General features: G+C 38.6%; 18 protein-coding genes, 3 pseudogenes and 1 other annotated feature. Of the genes and pseudogenes, 5 read left to right on the forward strand and 16 right to left on the reverse strand.

Annotated features, from left to right (window positions below; all coding sequences use genetic code 11):
* Positions 1-54: 54 nt before the first annotated feature.
* From M3210_RS08475 to M3210_RS08495, 7 genes and pseudogenes are all read right to left on the reverse strand, one after another.
* The gene (locus M3210_RS08475; protein ID WP_251513235.1) at positions 55-618 is read right to left on the reverse strand and encodes a GNAT family N-acetyltransferase; all 564 of its coding nucleotides are present in this window, start codon (positions 616-618) and stop codon (positions 55-57) included.
* A gap of 85 nt (positions 619-703) precedes the next feature.
* Positions 704-953 (reverse strand) — a binding site (T-box leader).
* A gap of 597 nt (positions 954-1550) precedes the next feature.
* The gene (locus tag M3210_RS20700; protein ID WP_432806981.1) at positions 1551-1760 is read right to left on the reverse strand and encodes a DUF4306 domain-containing protein; all 210 of its coding nucleotides are present in this window, start codon (positions 1758-1760) and stop codon (positions 1551-1553) included.
* 75 nt (positions 1761-1835) lie between these two features.
* A pseudogene (locus M3210_RS20820) lies at positions 1836-2216 on the reverse strand (DinB family protein); the annotation flags it as partial.
* Between the two features lie 22 nt (positions 2217-2238).
* Positions 2239-2763, reverse strand: a complete 525-nt coding sequence (locus M3210_RS08480; RefSeq protein ID WP_251513236.1) for a helicase — start codon at positions 2761-2763, stop codon at positions 2239-2241.
* A 40-nt stretch (positions 2764-2803) separates the two neighbouring features.
* Positions 2804-3289: a GNAT family N-acetyltransferase gene (locus M3210_RS08485; protein WP_285853671.1), complete on the reverse strand. Its 486-nt coding sequence runs from the start codon at positions 3287-3289 to the stop codon at positions 2804-2806.
* A 43-nt stretch (positions 3290-3332) separates the two neighbouring features.
* A complete protein-coding gene (locus M3210_RS08490) occupies positions 3333-3968 on the reverse strand; it encodes a YdeJ family lipoprotein (RefSeq protein WP_251513238.1) in 636 nt (211 codons plus the stop codon).
* A gap of 5 nt (positions 3969-3973) precedes the next feature.
* Positions 3974-4315: a hypothetical protein gene (locus tag M3210_RS08495; protein WP_251513239.1), complete on the reverse strand. Its 342-nt coding sequence runs from the start codon at positions 4313-4315 to the stop codon at positions 3974-3976.
* A gap of 278 nt (positions 4316-4593) precedes the next feature.
* Between M3210_RS08495 and M3210_RS08500 the strand changes: the two genes are divergently transcribed.
* The 4 genes from M3210_RS08500 to M3210_RS08515 all read left to right on the forward strand — a co-directional run bounded on the left by M3210_RS08500 (position 4594) and on the right by M3210_RS08515 (position 6993).
* Positions 4594-4935, forward strand: coding sequence for a hypothetical protein (locus M3210_RS08500; RefSeq protein WP_251513241.1), 342 nt, complete (start codon positions 4594-4596; stop codon positions 4933-4935).
* A 50-nt stretch (positions 4936-4985) separates the two neighbouring features.
* Positions 4986-5198, forward strand: a complete 213-nt coding sequence (locus tag M3210_RS08505; protein ID WP_251513244.1) for a hypothetical protein — start codon at positions 4986-4988, stop codon at positions 5196-5198.
* Positions 5199-5322: 124 nt separating this feature from the next.
* Positions 5323-6285 (forward strand): helix-turn-helix transcriptional regulator, encoded by a 963-nt coding sequence (locus M3210_RS08510; RefSeq protein ID WP_251513246.1) that lies wholly within the window; start codon positions 5323-5325, stop codon positions 6283-6285.
* 75 nt (positions 6286-6360) lie between these two features.
* On the forward strand, positions 6361-6993 hold the full coding sequence (locus M3210_RS08515) for a type 1 glutamine amidotransferase family protein (RefSeq protein ID WP_251513249.1): 633 nt from the start codon (positions 6361-6363) through the stop codon (positions 6991-6993).
* A 313-nt stretch (positions 6994-7306) separates the two neighbouring features.
* Here M3210_RS08515 and M3210_RS08520 read toward each other — a convergent pair whose 3' ends face one another.
* The 8 genes and pseudogenes from M3210_RS08520 to M3210_RS08555 form a co-directional block, all read right to left on the reverse strand.
* Positions 7307-8323, reverse strand: a complete 1017-nt coding sequence (locus M3210_RS08520; RefSeq protein WP_251513251.1) for a DUF1835 domain-containing protein — start codon at positions 8321-8323, stop codon at positions 7307-7309.
* A gap of 56 nt (positions 8324-8379) precedes the next feature.
* A pseudogene (locus M3210_RS08525) lies at positions 8380-8971 on the reverse strand (HAD family hydrolase).
* A gap of 119 nt (positions 8972-9090) precedes the next feature.
* Complete coding sequence (locus M3210_RS08530; RefSeq protein WP_251513254.1) at positions 9091-9777, reverse strand: hypothetical protein; 687 nt, start codon at positions 9775-9777, stop codon at positions 9091-9093.
* Positions 9778-10023: 246 nt separating this feature from the next.
* On the reverse strand, positions 10024-10251 hold the full coding sequence (locus tag M3210_RS08535; RefSeq protein ID WP_251513256.1) for a hypothetical protein: 228 nt from the start codon (positions 10249-10251) through the stop codon (positions 10024-10026).
* A gap of 66 nt (positions 10252-10317) precedes the next feature.
* Entirely contained in the window at positions 10318-11523 is a 1206-nt protein-coding gene (ilvA, locus tag M3210_RS08540; protein ID WP_251513398.1) for a threonine ammonia-lyase, read from the reverse strand.
* Positions 11524-11722: 199 nt separating this feature from the next.
* Positions 11723-13062 (reverse strand): annotated as a pseudogene (locus M3210_RS08545) (SagB/ThcOx family dehydrogenase).
* A 20-nt stretch (positions 13063-13082) separates the two neighbouring features.
* The gene (locus M3210_RS08550; protein ID WP_251513257.1) at positions 13083-15026 is read right to left on the reverse strand and encodes a TOMM precursor leader peptide-binding protein; all 1944 of its coding nucleotides are present in this window, start codon (positions 15024-15026) and stop codon (positions 13083-13085) included.
* A 114-nt stretch (positions 15027-15140) separates the two neighbouring features.
* Positions 15141-16925, reverse strand: coding sequence for a S9 family peptidase (locus M3210_RS08555; RefSeq protein ID WP_251513261.1), 1785 nt, complete (start codon positions 16923-16925; stop codon positions 15141-15143).
* Positions 16926-17252: 327 nt separating this feature from the next.
* On the opposite strand from M3210_RS08555, the gene M3210_RS08560 reads away from it, so the two are divergent.
* Positions 17253-17819: a glycerol-3-phosphate responsive antiterminator gene (locus M3210_RS08560; RefSeq protein ID WP_251513263.1), complete on the forward strand. Its 567-nt coding sequence runs from the start codon at positions 17253-17255 to the stop codon at positions 17817-17819.
* On the opposite strand, the gene M3210_RS08565 is transcribed toward M3210_RS08560, so the two are convergent.
* On the reverse strand, positions 17776-18594 hold the full coding sequence (locus M3210_RS08565; protein ID WP_251513267.1) for an HAD-IIA family hydrolase: 819 nt from the start codon (positions 18592-18594) through the stop codon (positions 17776-17778). The genes M3210_RS08560 and M3210_RS08565 overlap by 44 nt on opposite strands.
* Positions 18595-18611 lie beyond the last annotated feature (17 nt).

Consider the following 18611-nt stretch of genomic DNA (forward strand, 5'->3'; position numbering starts at 1 on the left):
GATTAGATCTATTCCATTCCTATAAGAAATTTTTCCATATATCTGTACACAATGTCAACTTACTATAGAATAAATACAAGTATCCGTCAGCTCTCTGCGATCTACGGATAAATCCTCATTTCTTAATGTACCTTCTAATACAAACCCTAGCCTTTCTGGGATGGCACGACTTTTATAGTTTGTCGATTCGCATCGTATTTCAATTCTTCTAAAGTTTAGGCTATCTAATCCAAAATCAACCAACTCTTTTACTGCTTCTGTCATATAACCTTTTCCGCTATAACTTGTATTAATCCAGTATCCAATTTCAGATTTTGGAATGTCCCAGTCAATATTGTCAAAGCTCGTTACCCCAATAAAATCACTGCTATCTTTATGGAAAATAAGGAAACGGAAACTTTCTCTTTTTAAGAAGTTAATATATGCTTCTCTTAAATTGATTTCTGTTTCTTCAACAGCAGGAAGCTCTTGAGCAAATAGCAACCATGGCTTTAACTCATAAAGAGAATCCTTAATAGCTTTATTAACAATTTCTCCATCTCCGATTTTATACGGTGCTCGGAGGATGAGTCTTTCTGTTTCGAATTGCATAGGAACTTCTAACAATAAAGGATTCATGGTTAAATAATACTCCTTTCTTTGAAATTGATATGAATAATATAAATTAGTGCAATAAATAACTCTCACCCCCCAAGAACTAATTCTTAAGGACGAGAGTTGTAACTCCGTGGTACCACCTCAGTTTGTTGATACGTCACCATATCAACCTCTTCAGGTACATTCATACCCTATCTCTATAACGAGATATCCCGTCGCAGTATCACTAAGAGATTCTTAGATCCGTGCGCAGCTCCGAGACTTTATTCATTAAGATAAGTATTACTCCCTTCCACCAAGTAGGAGCTCTCTGTAAATACACACTTCTTAATTACTCTTCTCATCATTGCTTTTAATATAGAATTTTCTAAATATTATATTACCGATTGACTCTCCTGTCAAATATTCCTTGTTCAGATCTCTCGTTAGAGAAAACAGACCATATTTGCGTTAAAGCATCTTTAGTGCAACAGGTTTAGATTTCTTTTTTTGCGATATCTCTTCTTCATTATTAAAAACGGTATAACTGAACTGATCATACCGATCGTTAGTAAAGTAACCGTAAAAGTTTTTCCACCTACAGTCGGCGAGTCGGAAACCATTAATCCGAGTAGAAACTGAATGAAGCCGAAAGAAAACAAGAAAATGTTAAGCTTTTTAGTGTCATTTTTTAATAGTAGGTATCCACTTAAAATTACTAGATAGGAAAGGCTTAGTACCATCAGTATAGGGTAGACCGGATATAATTTAGCAGCGTATGTGTTTTGCAAAGCAAAACTTTAGAACTTTGCAAGCAACAGTTTAGAATGTTGCAACTTGACATGGAGCCTCTGTGAGCATGAATATTTAGCCAAGAAGCCAGCCGTATAAGGGCTTGGCTAAGTTAACAAGGCTATCATGCCCACTTCTCCATGTAAAGTTGCAACGAGGTATGCCATTGCAATACTCTTAACTTATATTTTGCAAAACACAGCGTATATGAAATGGTCTAATTGGGATATATCTGAACCATCTATAATCCATGCATTATTTATATTGGAGAAAAATGCGGTGTATTTCCACTCCCATGGGTTTTCTCTGATCGCGCTTCCCTCATACCATGCAGCAAATGTTGAAAAAATAAATAGGATCAGCGCTGATAAGTATTGAATGATATATTTCATGCTTTACCTTCCCTCCCCTATATTTTAATACGTACATTGCCCTATTGTTGTAAGAATTTATTAAAACATAGTAATCTAATTATTTAATTTTGCATGTATTCGTTGCAAATGATGAATGTCGTGTTTTACAAATATATTTATAAAACTTTCACATGAGAACTGCCTTTTTCCTTCTCCTATTGTAAATCTAGCATCTTCTTCTATTTCTGAAATACGCTTAATAAGTTCCTTCCGTGTTTCTATGAATGCATCAATAATGGATTCTACAGTATTGTCTCTCAAGTATGATATAGCTTCCTTATTATGTTGGTCATGGTCTGGAAACGGCGGGAGGTTTACTCAGTTAGCCATTTTGGGAACCATTATCTCAAGATTATATTTATCCCAATAATATAAATGTCCTACAATTTCTCGAATGGTCCATTTACCTTCACTAATTGGTTTATTCAGCTTAGATTCTTGTACACCTTTCTTTCAGTTATAATCTTTGGCAAAAAACAAAGTGATCATCCGGATTCCAGACATGCAAATGATCTGCGATGTACCCACGTAGCCATAACACGCCCTCAATTTTTCTTAGATAGAAGCCTTTCGGGAAATCATCGTCTTCGCTTATAATTTCGGGGGCGATTGTAATCGAGCCAGATGGAGCTTGATTTTTTGAGGGGGTACCTAAATAACCTTCAGGCTGATCCACATACTCTAACCTGAGATGAGGACCCAGCTCTAGTGGACACAATTCCAATCCAAGTTTAATCGCCTTTTTGAAGATTTGCGGCAAAGTTGCTCCATTAGTAAAGCCAAGGTCCTCAACAGTTACGTCAAAAATCTTTAGTCTATATTTTGCGTGAGAAGTAATGAATCTATCATCAGAAAATAATTTCTTTGCATACTCATTCATTGCTATAGATTGTTGATGCATAATATCAATAAGCTGCGACTTGGTTAGACCTCGAACCTCTATCGTTCTAGTATTTAATTGACCATTTGGCTGTATTTGCATCTAAGGTCACTCCTCACCAATTTAATCACCATACCAGATTCTAGTAACGTTCCATAGAATAAATAGCTTGTTCCGCACCAAATCGGATAACCTTGCTTTCCAACTGCATCCCTACCTTTTCCAGGAGTCTACGAGAAGCCTTATTGGCAGTTTGTGTTTCAGCAATTAACTTTTCTTGATTCAATTCATTAAAAGCGTAACCTATGATTGGTTGAACAACCTCTGTTCCATAACATTTCCCCCACCAAGTAGGGTGTAATTGATAAGAAACTTCAAGAAAAAGCCCATCATGGTGAGGATTCAGAGAAATTAACCCTATAAAACTATCTGTGTGCCTCTCTCTAACCGCCCAATAGAAATCAGTATCAGACGGAGCTAGCATACTTTGCATTACTTCGCCAATGGATGCTTCATCTCGTATACCACCAAGGTATTTTCTTACGTCCGGGTTGACAAACAAATTTTTCACATCGGTTATATCCGCATGATTAAAGGTCCTCAGATAACACCTCTCCGTTACAAACATTCAATCATCCCTTTTCCAGCTTGGTTATCCCAATCACCTCGCTTTAAGATTGGATATTTAACCGTTCTATTAATTCGAGAATTTCTACATCATTACCTGGATCTATGTATGCTAACTCTGTAGTATCAATAATCTCTTGATAAAATTCCTCACCTGCCGGGTATTCACCATCCCAGCGCAACGGAACACGATAAACGTTTACCGTCCCATCTCCATTCCCGCTATATACGATAGATCCATCGACTAATCGTGAACCTGATAACTGAATCACATCTTCTGGATAACTTAGACTAGTTTCATCATCGGGATTGATAGGTTCACCAGCAGGAATATGGACAACATTTAATTGGTCAATTTCTTGATTTGGACCGAGTGCCAACCAGACACGAGCATATTCAATTTCTGCAGAAGAGTATGCAGATAATGCTTTTCCCTCCGTTATACTTGACTCTTCATTTTCTTCATTTTCCGATGAAACGTCTGTCGATTTATCAACTACCGGTTGTTCTGACTTGGTTTCGAATTTAGGTTCATCTGCTTTTTCTTCTAAATTACTTTCTCGTGTTTCATTATTTTCAACAGCAGAATTTAGACCATCTGCATCACTCGTTTCAGATGCACAACCAACTAGCAATAAAAATAATATTAGTGTGGAATACAACATATTTCGTTTTATCATTTTATCTATCCTCTTTCATTTTTAGAGTTATAACTAGGAAGAAACTGCTTTTTCCGGTACATATTAATCGTAATTACATTCAATAAAATGGTCCCGATAAGAAGTATTACTGATACAGATACGATAAAGCTCATAGTATCTAACAGGGCAGCCCAATCCTCCGCTTTCACTCTTTCATATAAACTGAAAATCTGGAAAAACAGAGCCGCAGAACAAGCCATGAGACTAATCATTGAAAAAGCAGCCCATCTTTTAAAATGGTCTTCATACTTCAACATACTGATAACCGGAAGGATCCAAGCCATCCCTCCCAACACAAGGCTAACAAGATTAAACCATCCAACCACAAAAGCCCTCCTTTATATAGATAGAAAATACACCAATAGAATAAATTCGACATAGAGGTTGACTTTACCTTCTTTTTCCATTTCATTGTAGAACTATCAGAAGTGAAAAAGACGAATCCTTTTTCAAAAAAGGATAAATATTCTCTTCTGTCTAATTTACTAAATGAGAGGATTATTTTAAATGTGGAAAGTAAAGAAAGGCACTCAAACACTTAATTATTTGAGTGTAGAAACTTTAGATAATTTAAGAATTTAAAGTTGGATGGGAGAATGTATCTATGGTCAAAAAGCCACTAATTGCACTGCTTGGAATCATCACAGTTATTATAATTGGGTATTTCGTTATAGCTAACATTTCGTTTGTTCAAATACAAGGATATGGTGGATTTCCTATTCCAAAAGATGCTGAAATCATTAAAGAAGAAGAAAATGTTTTTGAGTATAATTGGTCGAAGGCTTCCGAAGAACAAGGCATTCCTAAAAGATACCAGAAAGAATTGAAAAAGGAAGGCTGGGAGGTTGAATGGCGTGAAGGTTCTGCAACAATGTATGAGAAAAATGGTAAAAAGGTTGTTTTGATTTGTTCAACAGATTACTTATCAATTAACCTAACAGAATAAAGTCTTTAACTAAAGGGTTTAAAGTTAAGCCTGGAGACAAAATAACTTTTGTGATGAACTATGAACCGAAGCCAAATGAGTTCCACGTATTACAGGTCAGTGAAAGTGATGAAGCTGAAGTGAGTGTTAAAGATAATAGTTTCTCAGCTCCTTTACAAAATGGGATTTATTACTATTCTTATGGAGTATGGTGGATGGATGAACAGGAAGAGAACGTATCCAATGGTGACGCTTTTTATAATTTTGTTATAGAAGTCGAATGATTTTTATTCAACAAACGGGTGTCCTTTCGTAATGCCCCAACACAATTAAATAGCAATTCAATGAATAGGTATTTTATTTACTAGTATTTTCAAATAAATTTATTTCTAAATAAAGGTGGATTCTGTGGCTAAAATTGACAATGTACTAGCAATTCTATGGATGCTTCGTTCAGATGAAAAAATTACTGCAAAACAAATTTCAGAAAAGCTAGAAATGAATATAAGAACTGTATATCGTTACATTGATACACTTTCAATGAGTGGCGTACCTATAATTTCAGAACCAGGACATAACGGTGGATACACTTTAATAAACAATTTTATTGAGGCCCCTCTTTTTTTTGATATTGAGGAGCAAACCTCGCTATTTCACGCTGCTGTTTTTGCAGAAGAAGCCGGGTATTATGGAGGTGAAGCATTAAATAGGGCTATTTCAAAGCTAAGAAACTATTCGAATCAAGAGCAGGAAACAAAGATAAATCAACATTTAACTAGTCTAGAAGTGATACGTCGATTAAGCTCCCTAGCTTTGGAACCTTTTTTGAAGGAGTTGGAGCAGGCTGTAGCTGACGGGTACTCGGTAAAAACTCTTTACCATAAAAGTGGTGAAAAGCAATTAAATGATAGATTGGTCGATCCGTACAGGATTATTTATTGGAATAATAAGTGGTATATGATTGGATTTTGTCATCTTAGGAATGATATCCGTAGTTTTAGAGTAGATCGAATGGAGAGTCTAGTGCTAACCGAAAATAAGTTTAACCAGCCAGAAAATTTTTCAGCGCGTGACTTTTTTATGAAAAACCTCCTTCCACCTATAGAAGAAAAAGAGGGGATTACTTCTTTAGTTATTAATGGAAATACAAGTGCATTGGATGATATTTGCCAACATTGGTTTTTAGGACATTATTTAAAAGAGCGGACTTCAAATCAAGCAGTATTTCTTCTTGAAGAAGATATACTACATACATATGTACCTTATTTACTTTTACCGTACAATACATCTATTAAGGTTATTGAGCCAATCCGTCTTAAGAAAAGAATAATTGAAGTTCTATCGGAATTAATAGAATTTCATCAAATTTGATAACTTCCCTGACGCTAGGTGTCAGGGAAGTTATGTTATATTTGGCTAAATTAATTGCGATTGGAGTGTTATTGGATGCAAACACAAAAAGCTTTTCTTTATGTATTTGATACCATGTCGGATTGGGAATATGGGTATTTAATTTCTGAACTAAACTCAGGTAGATATTTCAAACAAGGTTTAGCACCTTTAAAAGTAATTACTGTAGGAGTTAATAAAGAAATGATTACTACCATGGGAGGACTGAGCATAAAACCAGATATTTCCCTTGATGAATGTATTCTTGAGAGTAAAGATCTTTTAATTTTACCAGGAGGGACTACTTGGAATGAAGAAATTCATCAACCTATCTTGGAAAGAATTGGCCAAGCTTTAGAGCTTGGAACTATTGTTGCTGCAATTTGTGGCGCAACTGATGCCCTTGCGAATATGGGATACTTGGATACCATAAAGCATACAACTAATAATTTAGAATATACTCAAATGGCATGTCCTAACTATAAAGGAGAAAAGCTCTATGAGGCGGGATCTGCTGTATCGGATGCGAATTTAGTTACTGCCTCAGGAATAGCTCCTCTGGAATTCGCGATGGAAGTACTGAAAAAGTTAGATGTATTTGCACCAGATACATTACATTCATGGTATAACCTAAATAAGACTCATAAACCTGAATACTTCTTCCAGTTAATGAACTCAATAAATAGCTAAAATCAACTTAGGAGTTTTATATTAGTTCAAATATAAATAATGAAGTAACTGAAAAGCTCACTTTCTCTATTTTGTTTTGTAGAGAAGTTGAGTTTTTTTATTTGGAATTTCTTTTGCACACTTCCATTAAAAAAGATCACCGCTTTTCTTTTAATTCCTTCAATAACTCGAGCATTTCTTGTCGCTGCTTTTATCCTTTTCTCAAGTTTCCATCTATGGATAATAAAGTCATAACCCCTTTAAAAACTAAAACCAATAACATCAACTTACTCTCCTGTCATTCTTGTTTAAGAAACATGAATGAATCCGGACATTACTTCAGCTTTACACTGTAATATCTCATCGCTTTTGGAATCCCCTTTATTTCAAATACACCTTTATAGATCAGACTTCTCACTCTATATTCTAGAAACGCATCACCAATATGATTAAATGTACCGTATACTTCTCCGATTAGCCTTGCAGATTTAATAAAGTCTTTCTCCGTTTGCTTTCTATGTATATCTCGGGCAGTAGCCACAATAAACTCATCAAAGTAGTCTTCTGTAACCATGTTGATCTTATTATCTTCCCACAACCAGACGATAGCTCTTGATTCTGACAATGCAAGCCATTCCCTCTCATAGCGTTTCCTATCTGATGCCGTTAATGGAGCTGATAATTTTTCTTCATATATCTTTTTTAATTGCTCCCCATTAATTTCGCCTGTATGAATATCTAATACTTCTAAATGAGACGTTTTAAATAGTTTTTGATAGGCATGTGTAGTATTGATCACGAAAATCTCATTCGCTTTTTCCTTTAACAAGTATAGGAAATACAATAATCCCACCTGTTCGTTTGCATTTTCTGCCGTCCAAATAACAATAGGTGTATCTTCACCTATGGCCTCTATTTCTGCGAGTGTTTTGGAAAATTTGATTTTGTATTCCCAATCCAAAATGTCATCGGAATCATTCAGATGATCCTTCAACCATTCAAGCCTATTCTTGCGACCAACCTCTTTATGAAGTTGCCAAATTGGTCCTACCGCAAAGAAATCAGGGAATGCGATGATTTTGTTTTCACGCCCCAGCCCGACTCGTAATGAACCAGCTGGAGATTCTCCGCAGACAAGGTGAACGGTTGAATAATTTTTCTCAAGCTGTCCTTTACTTTCAGACACCTCATTCAATCTATCGAATACAGAATTCAAGTTTTCTAGTATTTTCTCAGGGGGATCTTTTGCTTTCTGCATCATTTTTACTTGAAGCATGAGATTTAATAAAAAACTCTTTGCGTCACTTTCACTTAGTTCATTAATGGATTGTCGGATCTCTTCTATCTCCACGGTTTTTCACCTCATATTTCGTTTGAATGACTAGCGTTTCCTATAGTTGCAATCAGCTATTTGCGCAGGTTAGGTAATAGGTTCTGCAGCTCTTTCAAATCATCTATTACAAAATCCGCTTGAGCTAGTTCTTCTTCTCGCGCAAAGTCAAAATTGCAACCAACGGAGACTAAACCATTATCTTTCGCGGCGTTTATATCTGAAAGTCTGTCACCAACCACTGCGCCATTCGTTATGTTGTATTTTTCGATAATACTTTGAACCAAATCCGATTTATTTAATGATTCTATTTGCTGGATACTGAATGTTTCTGTCACCCATTCATCCAAACCATAATAACCGACAATCGCTTGTAAATAGTCCACCAGCCCATTACTTGCTATGTAAATGGAACAGTCCTTCTCCTTTAAATAACGGAAGACTTCTTTAACGTTCGGATATAAGGCACCTTTTCCACTTTTTATATTTTCAATGAGTCTTTCAAGAAAATAGGCATCCGTTTCTTCCCGATCCTCCACGGAATGATCTGGCAGCAATGTCTCCCATACTTCTGGTAATGGAACGAAAAGCATCATTCAGTGATAATTCCAGTATCTTATCTGTTTGAAAAAGTCTTCCATCCATGTCAAAGATTAGTGATCGTTTCATTTTTTTCTCCCTTATTATTCATTTATCGACTGTCAACAAAAGAGGATGCATATCACCTTGAAGGATCGGACCCGATACAAAGATATTTATTCTAGCTAGGTTAGTTCTGTATCATAAAATCAACTGGGGTCATTCAATGCTTTTTCCCAAAGAACCTTTCCATTCGAATCATGAACTTCAACCCTCACTCCTGCTAATCTATCAGTCGATCCATCTTCCTCAAAATCTAAGATGCTATACCAGACAAATAGGTCATCTTCAATCTGAATTATATCCGCTCCATGCTTCATATCATCTTGCAATACAAAAACATCTTCAAATTGATCATTTGTTGCTATACCACCCAGAACAGCCACATCTTCACCACTTACAAAGGGGCCAACATCAAATTCGTTTTCCTGATTTAAAGTACTGAAATCTATGTAAAATGGATATTCCTGACCTCTTACCCATACAAATAATTGAAATCCAAAATCATCCTCTATTAAGGATACATACTTATCCTCCCCAAATTCCTCATGAAGAGGTTCACTCGATTCACCCAGAGATTCATCCTGATAACCAAATGTGTGAATATACCTATCAAAATAATCTGCATGAATGGATTCCATTTGATTTTGCAGATCCTCCTTCTCCGCTTTCAAATTGATGTAATCTAAACTTAATTGATTGAACTCCTTCTGCAGCTTTTTCATTTCCTCTGATTCTTCTGGAATAGACTCTTCCATTTCTACTGGGTCTATAAAATAATTGGCTCCGACGATAAAAAGAATAATAGCAAGGACAAGAAACAATTTTTTATTCATTTCATTCCCCCCGAGAGTATCGTAATTTCCAAGTTCATTTCCATTTGTGAGATTTACATGAAAATTATACCATTTTTCTACAAATATTAAATGTAAATTTCTGAAATTATATGAGTAAGGTAGAATAATAGAAAACCTCCCTGCTGTATTCTCTTACAACAGGGAGGATAATGAAATTTTGGTACAGGGTCTGTTATTTTTATATGGAACTCTAGGAATTATGATTGAAGCTTTTTCAAAATCACCTTAAATATGTTGACGCAGCATTTTAACTTGGACCAAGATTTCAATATCTACACAGCTCACTCCATCATCATTTACGATAAAATGTTCGTCCGCCTTTTTGTCATAAAACAAATTATAAAGCTTTCCGTTTTTTACTCCAATGGCATTTAATCTCTCGGCATCTTCATCTTCAATTAAGAAATGTGTGCATTCTTCATGAGAATCAACAATAGAAAATTGCAGCTCCATTGATTACACCCCTTTATATTTAGAGGGCGTACCTCTTCAGAAGCCGCCCCTTTCCTCCGTCAAGCTTTAAATAAACTCTACATGCATATATTTTTCTTTCAACATCCAATCAATTTGTTCGATATGTGCTTTGTTTCTCGTTTCAACGGATATTTCCACTTGGACGTAGCCTGGAAGGACATCTTTGCCAGCATGATGATGAATAACTCGGCGGATATTCGCATCCGTTACGGCAAGTTCATGCAGTAATTGTTCGAGTTCACCTGGTTTATCGTTTAAGATGACTTTGAATGTGGTGTATCTTCCCGACTCCACTAATCCTCTTTCGATAATCTTGGAAATGAAATTGACATCCACATTTCCACCGCTGACCAGACATACGACATTTTTATTTTCCAACGGAAGTTTTCCGTAGATAAGGGAAGCTAGTGCTGCTGCACCGGATCCTTCCACCAACAGTTTATTTCTTTCCAACAATAAAAGCATGGTACGCGCAATTTCCATTTCATCGACAAGAACGATATCATCAACGTAGTTTTGCACGATTTCAAATGTCTTATCACCCGGTTTTTTAACCGCGATTCCGTCAGCCATCGTTGGTAATGCATTCACCATGATCGGATTCCTTTCAGCTACAGACCGCTTCATGCTTGGAACTGCGCTTGTTTGGACTCCGTATATTTTGACATTCGGATTGATTTCTTTTATCGCCGTGGCTATTCCTGCAATCAAACCACCGCCACCAATCGGACAAACGACAGCGTCCACATCTGGTAGCTGCTCGAGGATTTCCAAACCGATCGTGCCTTGTCCAACAATCACACCTTCATCATCGAACGCGTGGATAAACGTTGCACCTGTTTCCTGTTGCAGATGACGTGCGTAGTTGTTGGCGTCATCAAATGTTTCACCTTCTAAAACGACTTTTGCGCCATAGTTTTCGGTCGCTTGAATTTTACTGATTGGCGCTCCTTTTGGCATGACGATTGTGCATGGAATGTTCCATGCACTTGCAGAAAACGCAACTCCCTGGGCATGGTTACCAGCAGAAGCCGCAATCACCCCTCGTTTCAGTTCCTCCTCCGTTAGGGAATGGACTTTATTGAAAGCACCTCTAACTTTAAAAGAACCCGTTTTTTGCAGGTTTTCTAGTTTTAAATAAATTTCATTATTTGTCAGTTTGCTGAACGTACTGGAGTACTCAAGATTCGTTTGATGGACAGTTCCCATCATCTTTTCTCTAGCAGTAATTATATCGTCGATGTTCATTATGATTGCTCCTTATTAATCCGAAAAAAATCTTCATTATTGTTCTTCCATCTTTAAATTAGTATAAATCATTGTATCTGTAAATGATTTTGGTTGGGAATAAATTCTAGTCATTTAATAATTATCCTATCAGAAAAATAAAAAACCTCCTAAGATGTAGGTTCTACAACTAGGAGGAAATAAAGCGTCTGACCCTATGCCCTCAGCTGCGCAAACTCCCCTTTAACCAAGGTCTGGGGCGATAGGGACCAATTGGGATTTGGATTAGACTGGTCTTACCTTGTTCATCTAGTTTATATAGTTCATCAGTCAAATTCGAGTCGAATCCAAGAAGCGGGTGGCCTCCCATCCCGAGGGCCGATGCCCCTCAACATTATATAAACAACAGTAAATAGATACACGGGGTTCCCTTCTATACGCTTCATCCAAATCATTTCTGTATGAAAAGGCAGTCGTTGCCTCTACGAGAAGAGTTGCTAACTGTTCTTGGCTCACTTTTCCTAAAACAAAAGCCACGTCTGGAGAAAATCGCTCTTCACAAACCTCGGCGAAATCATACGACAAGGGGTTTACAGGAGGCAATGCCACTTGACGCTCAGCCCGTTCAATTTCAATGTCTTTCTTCCCTCTGTACACTGGAAATGAGCCTGTCGAAGCCAGTTTGGAAGCTTCGTTCATCGCAGTGATCATCGGATATTCTTTGACCCGTTGTGACCGCTCCAAATGTTCGGTTTGAATTGCTGACAGCTCCTGGATTAATTGTTCCGATGTAATATTTTTATTATGCTTCCTTCCATCAGCAGACCAGTTTGTTACTTCTACCGATAACGGGATGACACTATATACACTCTCCTCCATTTCAGATAGTCCCAACAGATGATTGATCGCGGAATCAAGAAATTGAAAGTACACACCTGAGGCATAGCCAAACCTTTTCGTTACCTCCAATAATTGTCCCATAAGCACACCAGCATCCAAGCCTTGAAGTCGATAGGCAAAGTTATTGTATTTAAAGAAATTTTTCCAGAACATGGTCGAGACAAAAACTGTACCAAAACACGAGGAGATGTCGCAGCGATTGCCGAGGGCTTTGGATAAATAAGAATCAAAATCTCCTTCGCGCAATAATACGAGCCGATGGTGTGCTGCATCATAATGGTAGACTCCATCAGGGAGTTCCTCCACTTTCAGATACACGTACAATTCGTTAGGGTACAGCGCCCCACCAGATGGAGCAAACCGCCGATAAGAGTGTAAAGGATAGGAATCTTGCTCCTTGGAATCTGCTGGGAAGACCGATTGGCTCCATTGCGTCGTACCGAATACATACCAGAGAAAATGACCGACTCGATGAAGATTTGGTTTGGCAGGAGGTTCTCCTCCAGTTAGCATCAACGGCACTTCCAAAGACAATGGAACAGCCGGTAATCCACGGTAGATTTTATATGCTAGTGGTGCATCGTCCCAATCCACTTCCACATTTGGCTGATTTGCCTTATCAATATCAAACTGCAGATTGTGTAAAAACTCTTCCAGATTCATCTTCTACCTCCTCATCAGCCTTAGGGAAACGGGTGCGGATAGGGATTCAGTTGCTCTGGTGTCAACGGTTGTTCCGTATACCCAAGCTCCATTGGGACGCGGAGTACCCTCTCCAGTCCTGTGAGGCGAGTAAGGTGCTGCCCAAATGTCATTGGCAGCATCCCTGGAATCAGTACTTTTACACAATACAATCCGTTTCGTAACGTTTCCGGTGTCGACTGGTCCACTACAATAACATCAAGGTTAGACTTTTGAAACGCCTGAAGGATATCTTGCAAATCCTCGGTAAGGTCTGCATGATTCGACTTCCACTTGAACTCTTTGAATGTCCTCATTGGTTCATCATTGTTAAGCAAAAAACTTAAACGCTCTTCTGCTTGCGGTAAACCATAAAGCATGCCATGGTCTTCCATTTGTCTCACCAAAGAAGAGTCATGCAGCATTTTTTCATATTCCTCTTTATTCGCTTCCAATTTTTCATCCAGGTTCAGCATCATACCTGCGAGCTCATGAATCGCGCCTTTCACTGCCCGTACTGGATCGAGATGGGAGCCGGCTGCGCAGATGAGATTCAATCCCTTTTCCTTTCTGTTTTTAGCTATTGCAAAAATACTAGGTACACCGTGTTCCATCGTAGCATCATACAAATACAAATCATAGCCAGCAACCGCCCGCATACGTTCGACCATAAATTCCAACTCTTCGTCATCAGCTGATAAAGGATCGAGCCGTGAAAGATTCAGCTTTGCATACCAAGTCATCAGGAAGGAATCACGTTCGATGACTTCCATCATTCCATAGAAAATGGCTTCCTCTAAACTTCCCCCAAGTGCACATCCGTTAGAAGTTTCATAGACAAAACCTTCTGTTCCGTGTCCGATACTGTAATAAGCAAGGAGCTCAGGAACTAGGATGGAACGCTCCTCCAACAATGAATAACCCCAAACCCAATCGATGGAACGATCGGGATCAAACGGTTTAAATGGAAAAACAGGTTGCGCATAGTTTTCCTTCGCGTGCACGCCGACACTCAAAGGATTGAGTGCTTGATTTTCCAGATTACGATAACTATCACGGGTTACCGTCCGTTTGCCACGTGGCTTTAAACCACAATATCGCTCCAACCCTTCTAAGATTGCCGTCAATACACTTTCTTCATAGACATGGGTTCGGCCACCGGTTCTCTCGTCCCCGGCTAACATCGGCAGATTAACACTCACATCAGCAAATGGAGTCACGAGATCATAGATTTTACTGTTCAAAACTCCCGTACGGTTATCCAAATAGTCTGTGACAATAACTTCTTTCATCTCATCCAATGAACGGCTGCGGAAACTGCCGGAACTGACTTTCGGACTTGGTTCTAGTGGAATTCGGGCTAATTCCTCTGTATCGTCAGGTAATCCACCGCAGACTGGACACAACGGATTGGGCAGAAAATAATGTGACGAGGTCCTCAGTGTTTTCAGATCAATGAGAAGAACCTTTCCGTCTGCATCTACCTGGTCACCCCGTAATACTTTCTGTACCTCCACGTTTATCAGGTGAGCCATTTGCAAAAGTCCGTTTCTTGAAGCCCACGGGTCACTTCCAATACCTCCACCTGCAGCCAGCTTTTGCTGTACTTCCACCATTTCCGTGCGATCACGCCCGCCCATAAAACGCCTCATATCCGCACATTGAGAACAGCCTGCCTTGCCAGGTTGGACAAACGGACCAACTACCCCTTCCCCAAATGAAATGAAGCCTCTGAGCCAAGGAGTATCCGTTTGTTGTAATAACTTTTCCGCTTTTTGATGTATCGAAGGTTTCCAACCATCATCTAACATAAGCACCAAATCTGTATTACTTGGAATACTTTCCCCGAGATTCGACTTACGGAAAACGAGATGATGTGCTGCCAGTTCTTCACTTACAAAACCAGCAAGCACCCCTTCCCCGACGATCAACACGAAGGAATTCATCATGAATCCTCCTCTCGCAACAAAACACCAAATACTAACAATAAATTTTCTTACCAATCACTCTTTCTCCATAAAAAAAGCCCCCATTACAATGGAGAGCCTTGGATAAATATTTTATAGTTTTCCTATACACTGCTTCAAAAAAGCAGCTATCATCGAGTAAACAGTAATTTCATTCTCTGGATTCACTAGTTTATGCCCTTCCCCTTCCATCCGATGATATGTAACCGAGTGCCCTCGTTGCTTCAGTTTATGGACGATTTGTTCCGACTCGCCAATGGGGACACGGGGATCATTCACACCGTGGATGACTAGCAAGGGCGCTATAATTTCATCAGCATGATGTAGAGGATCTATCTGATTAAAAAAATCCCCATCTTCTTCAACCGTACCGTATTCCATTTCTCTTTGCCACTTCCTCCATGGACTAGTTGTTTCGATGAACGTTCGCAGACTCGACATTCCTACAATATCAACCGCGGCCACCCATAATTGGGGATAGTGACTAATCGCCGCCAGCGTTAAAAAGCCGCCATAACTTCCCCCGATAATAACAATTTTCTCTTCATCAATGCTTGAATCTTGTTTAAGCCAATCCACCATGGATATGACATCTTTTACTGCATCCATCCGTTTCCGTCCATCATCCAAATGAGTATATGTCTTTCCGTATCCTGTACTTCCGCGGAAATTAGGAACTGCGACAGCATAGCCTTTGCTTAGTAAAAATTGCAAGAGTGGATGGTAGGAAGCTCGGCTTTGACTTTCCGGTCCTCCATGAAGATAGATGACAACAGGAAGTTTCTTGGAAGTTTTCTTTGGCTTATAGTAAAAAAATGGGATGTTAAGACCGTCAAATGAACGATAGGATAGTAAGCTAGGCTTGATTGGTTTTCTTTCTATAAAAGATTTGCTTAACTTCATTAACGGTTGGGTCTGTAGGGTTGGAAGATGAAGAACCCATAATTCTTGAGGGTGTTCCGGCCCATTCAATTGAAAGAGCAGCATTTTTCGTCGAGGTAAAAAAGTGAGATTAGTGATTACACCCATTGGGGTGTCCCATGTATAAAGAGCCCCTTGTTTCAAATCAAATAAATATCCTTTAGAGATTCCACCTTGATTTTCGGTAAAAGCAAACAAGCTAGTCTCCTTATGATAGGCCAATCCTTCGAAATCCCAATTTCCCCGCAGCAGCCAAGTCAGCTTTTTCGTAGATAGATGAACACATGCCAGTCCGTAGAATTCACTATCTTTGTTGGATAATAAATATACCATTTCCCCACATGGACTGAAATGGACATCACGGTAACTTGCTCCATCTGAATGATTTGTAATCCAGTCGATTTCCCCAGTTACAAGCGATAAAACTCCTAAATCATGGTCCATTGGGGAGTTCGCTCTTCTGACTAATAATGCATTTCCATCCGGAAACCATTTCGCCACTGAAAATATTCCATCTTCAGCAAATAATAAATGAATCTCAAATGTTTCTAGACACTGGAGATAAATATCTAAAAAGGCTTGATTCCTTCGATTGCTGGACCAGGCAATCCATTTCCCATCAGGGGAGCAGCCCCCATAGCGATGAACATGTTCTGGAGAATCAGTCAGTGGGATAAGATTTTTATTTTCCTTCAGTAGATATAATTGCTCCCTTTCATCCCCCGTCAAATCCATGCCGATAATTAAATCCGAAGTACCCGTAACATATCTGGCGAACGTAATTCTATCTAACTCTAAAGCCGGATGCTGTGGTCCTCTTTGACCGAGAATCCACTTCTCTATTCGTGGCTTTCCCATATATTTTACAACTACACTTAGTTGATCACGATTCGGCTCATAATCAAAGTCACTAATCATCGGCTGATTCACATAAGGGTCTGGAACCATATTGTTCATTTCCTTCCCACCCATTCTTTGTTGATATAAAAGTATGGCCTTATACTTCATATAAAAAAACGTTCAGATTCATTATATTTGGGCAAAGTTGGAAGTATGCATGGCAGGAAGATAGGAACAGGTTTACAGGTTTACAGAATATAGAACATAAAAATAATACTCCCCTCTTGCCGCCTCTATGAGATGGACAATTTAAGGGAGAGTAATTTTTTCGAGTTACTACCATTTTATAGCTGTATGCTATGCTTCGAACTGAAGAATTTTAAATTCTTAAAATAATCACTATTATGATATAATAGTAGAAATCACCATGAGGGGGTCATTCTTTTGGATAATATTGTCGATCTAGTCGAATCTCAAGTCATTGCATCTGTAAATGAAAAAAATCATTTAGAATTAGCTGCTAAATCCAATGCTAACATTGTATTTCTATTAACCGGAAACCTCATAACTACTAAAAAATATCTCGATCAATTAAAAAAGTATAATAAGACAACGTTCATCCATGTTGATTTTATTGATGGCTTATCCAATACAAGAAGTGCTATCGAATACATAGCCAATGTTTGGCAACCAAAAGGAATCATTACAACGAAAAGCAACCTAATCAAATTCGCAAAGGAAGAAGGTCTCATGACGATTCAGCGTATTTTCCTCATCGATGGAAGCGCTATGAGAAAAGGCATCGAAATCTCCCATGCAAGCAGACCTGATGCCATAGAAGTCCTTCCCGGAATCATGCCATCCATCATTGACAATTTAACAAAACTAACTCGCCTACCAATTATTGCAGGAGGGTTAATCAGCGAAAAACAGCAAATTATTGACGGACTGGAAGCAGGTGCACTAGCTATGTCTGCAGGTGATCCGCAGCTTTGGAATCTAAATCTCTAGTTAAGTTCGGCAATTCTTTAATACTATCAATAATAAAATCTGGTTGGTCTTTTGCATGCCTTACCATACTTTTTTCTGTAATACCGGTTAGCACGAGAACAGAGTTTACACCATAGTCATTTCCCATCCGAATATCAGTCTCTAACCGGTCTCCCACCATGTAACAATTACCAGGCGGCAGTTTCAATATGTCATCGACAATAAATCTAGCAGCAAGCGGAGAAGGCTTACCTAGAATGATATCGACTTTTTCTCCGGTCGCCCCCTCCATCGCTCCGATCATTGCCCCACAATCCGGTATTTGTCCTCCTTTAATAGGACAGGTACGATCAGGATTCGTTGCCACGACAACCGCTCCGTTTTTCCATGCTTGGAATGCACGATTCAGTTTTTCATAAGTGAAGTCCCTATCCCAGCCTAATACAACGTAGCTGACTTCCGTTTCATTATCTGATACCTCTATCCCCATATCGGCGAGTTCATCCAATAAAGGCTGTTCCCCGATGACCATCACTTTTTCATCTGGACCCATTCTAGAGCTAAGATATCGGGCAGTAAGATAGTTCGAGTTCACTACGTGTTCATGACTAACATCAATCCCAAGCCTTTGTAACTTTTTTACATAGCTATCGATCGTATCAATTGATTTATTCGTCAAAAACACAATTTTATGACCATCATTTCTTAATTCCTGTATCGCCTCTATTGCGCCATCAATCAACAGGTCATCAACATAAATCGTTCCATCTAAATCAAAGATATACCCTCTTTTCAAACTAACCCTCCTTAGGA

Source organism: Oceanobacillus luteolus (assembly GCF_023715655.1).
Classification (GTDB): domain Bacteria; phylum Bacillota; class Bacilli; order Bacillales; family Amphibacillaceae; genus Oceanobacillus; species Oceanobacillus luteolus.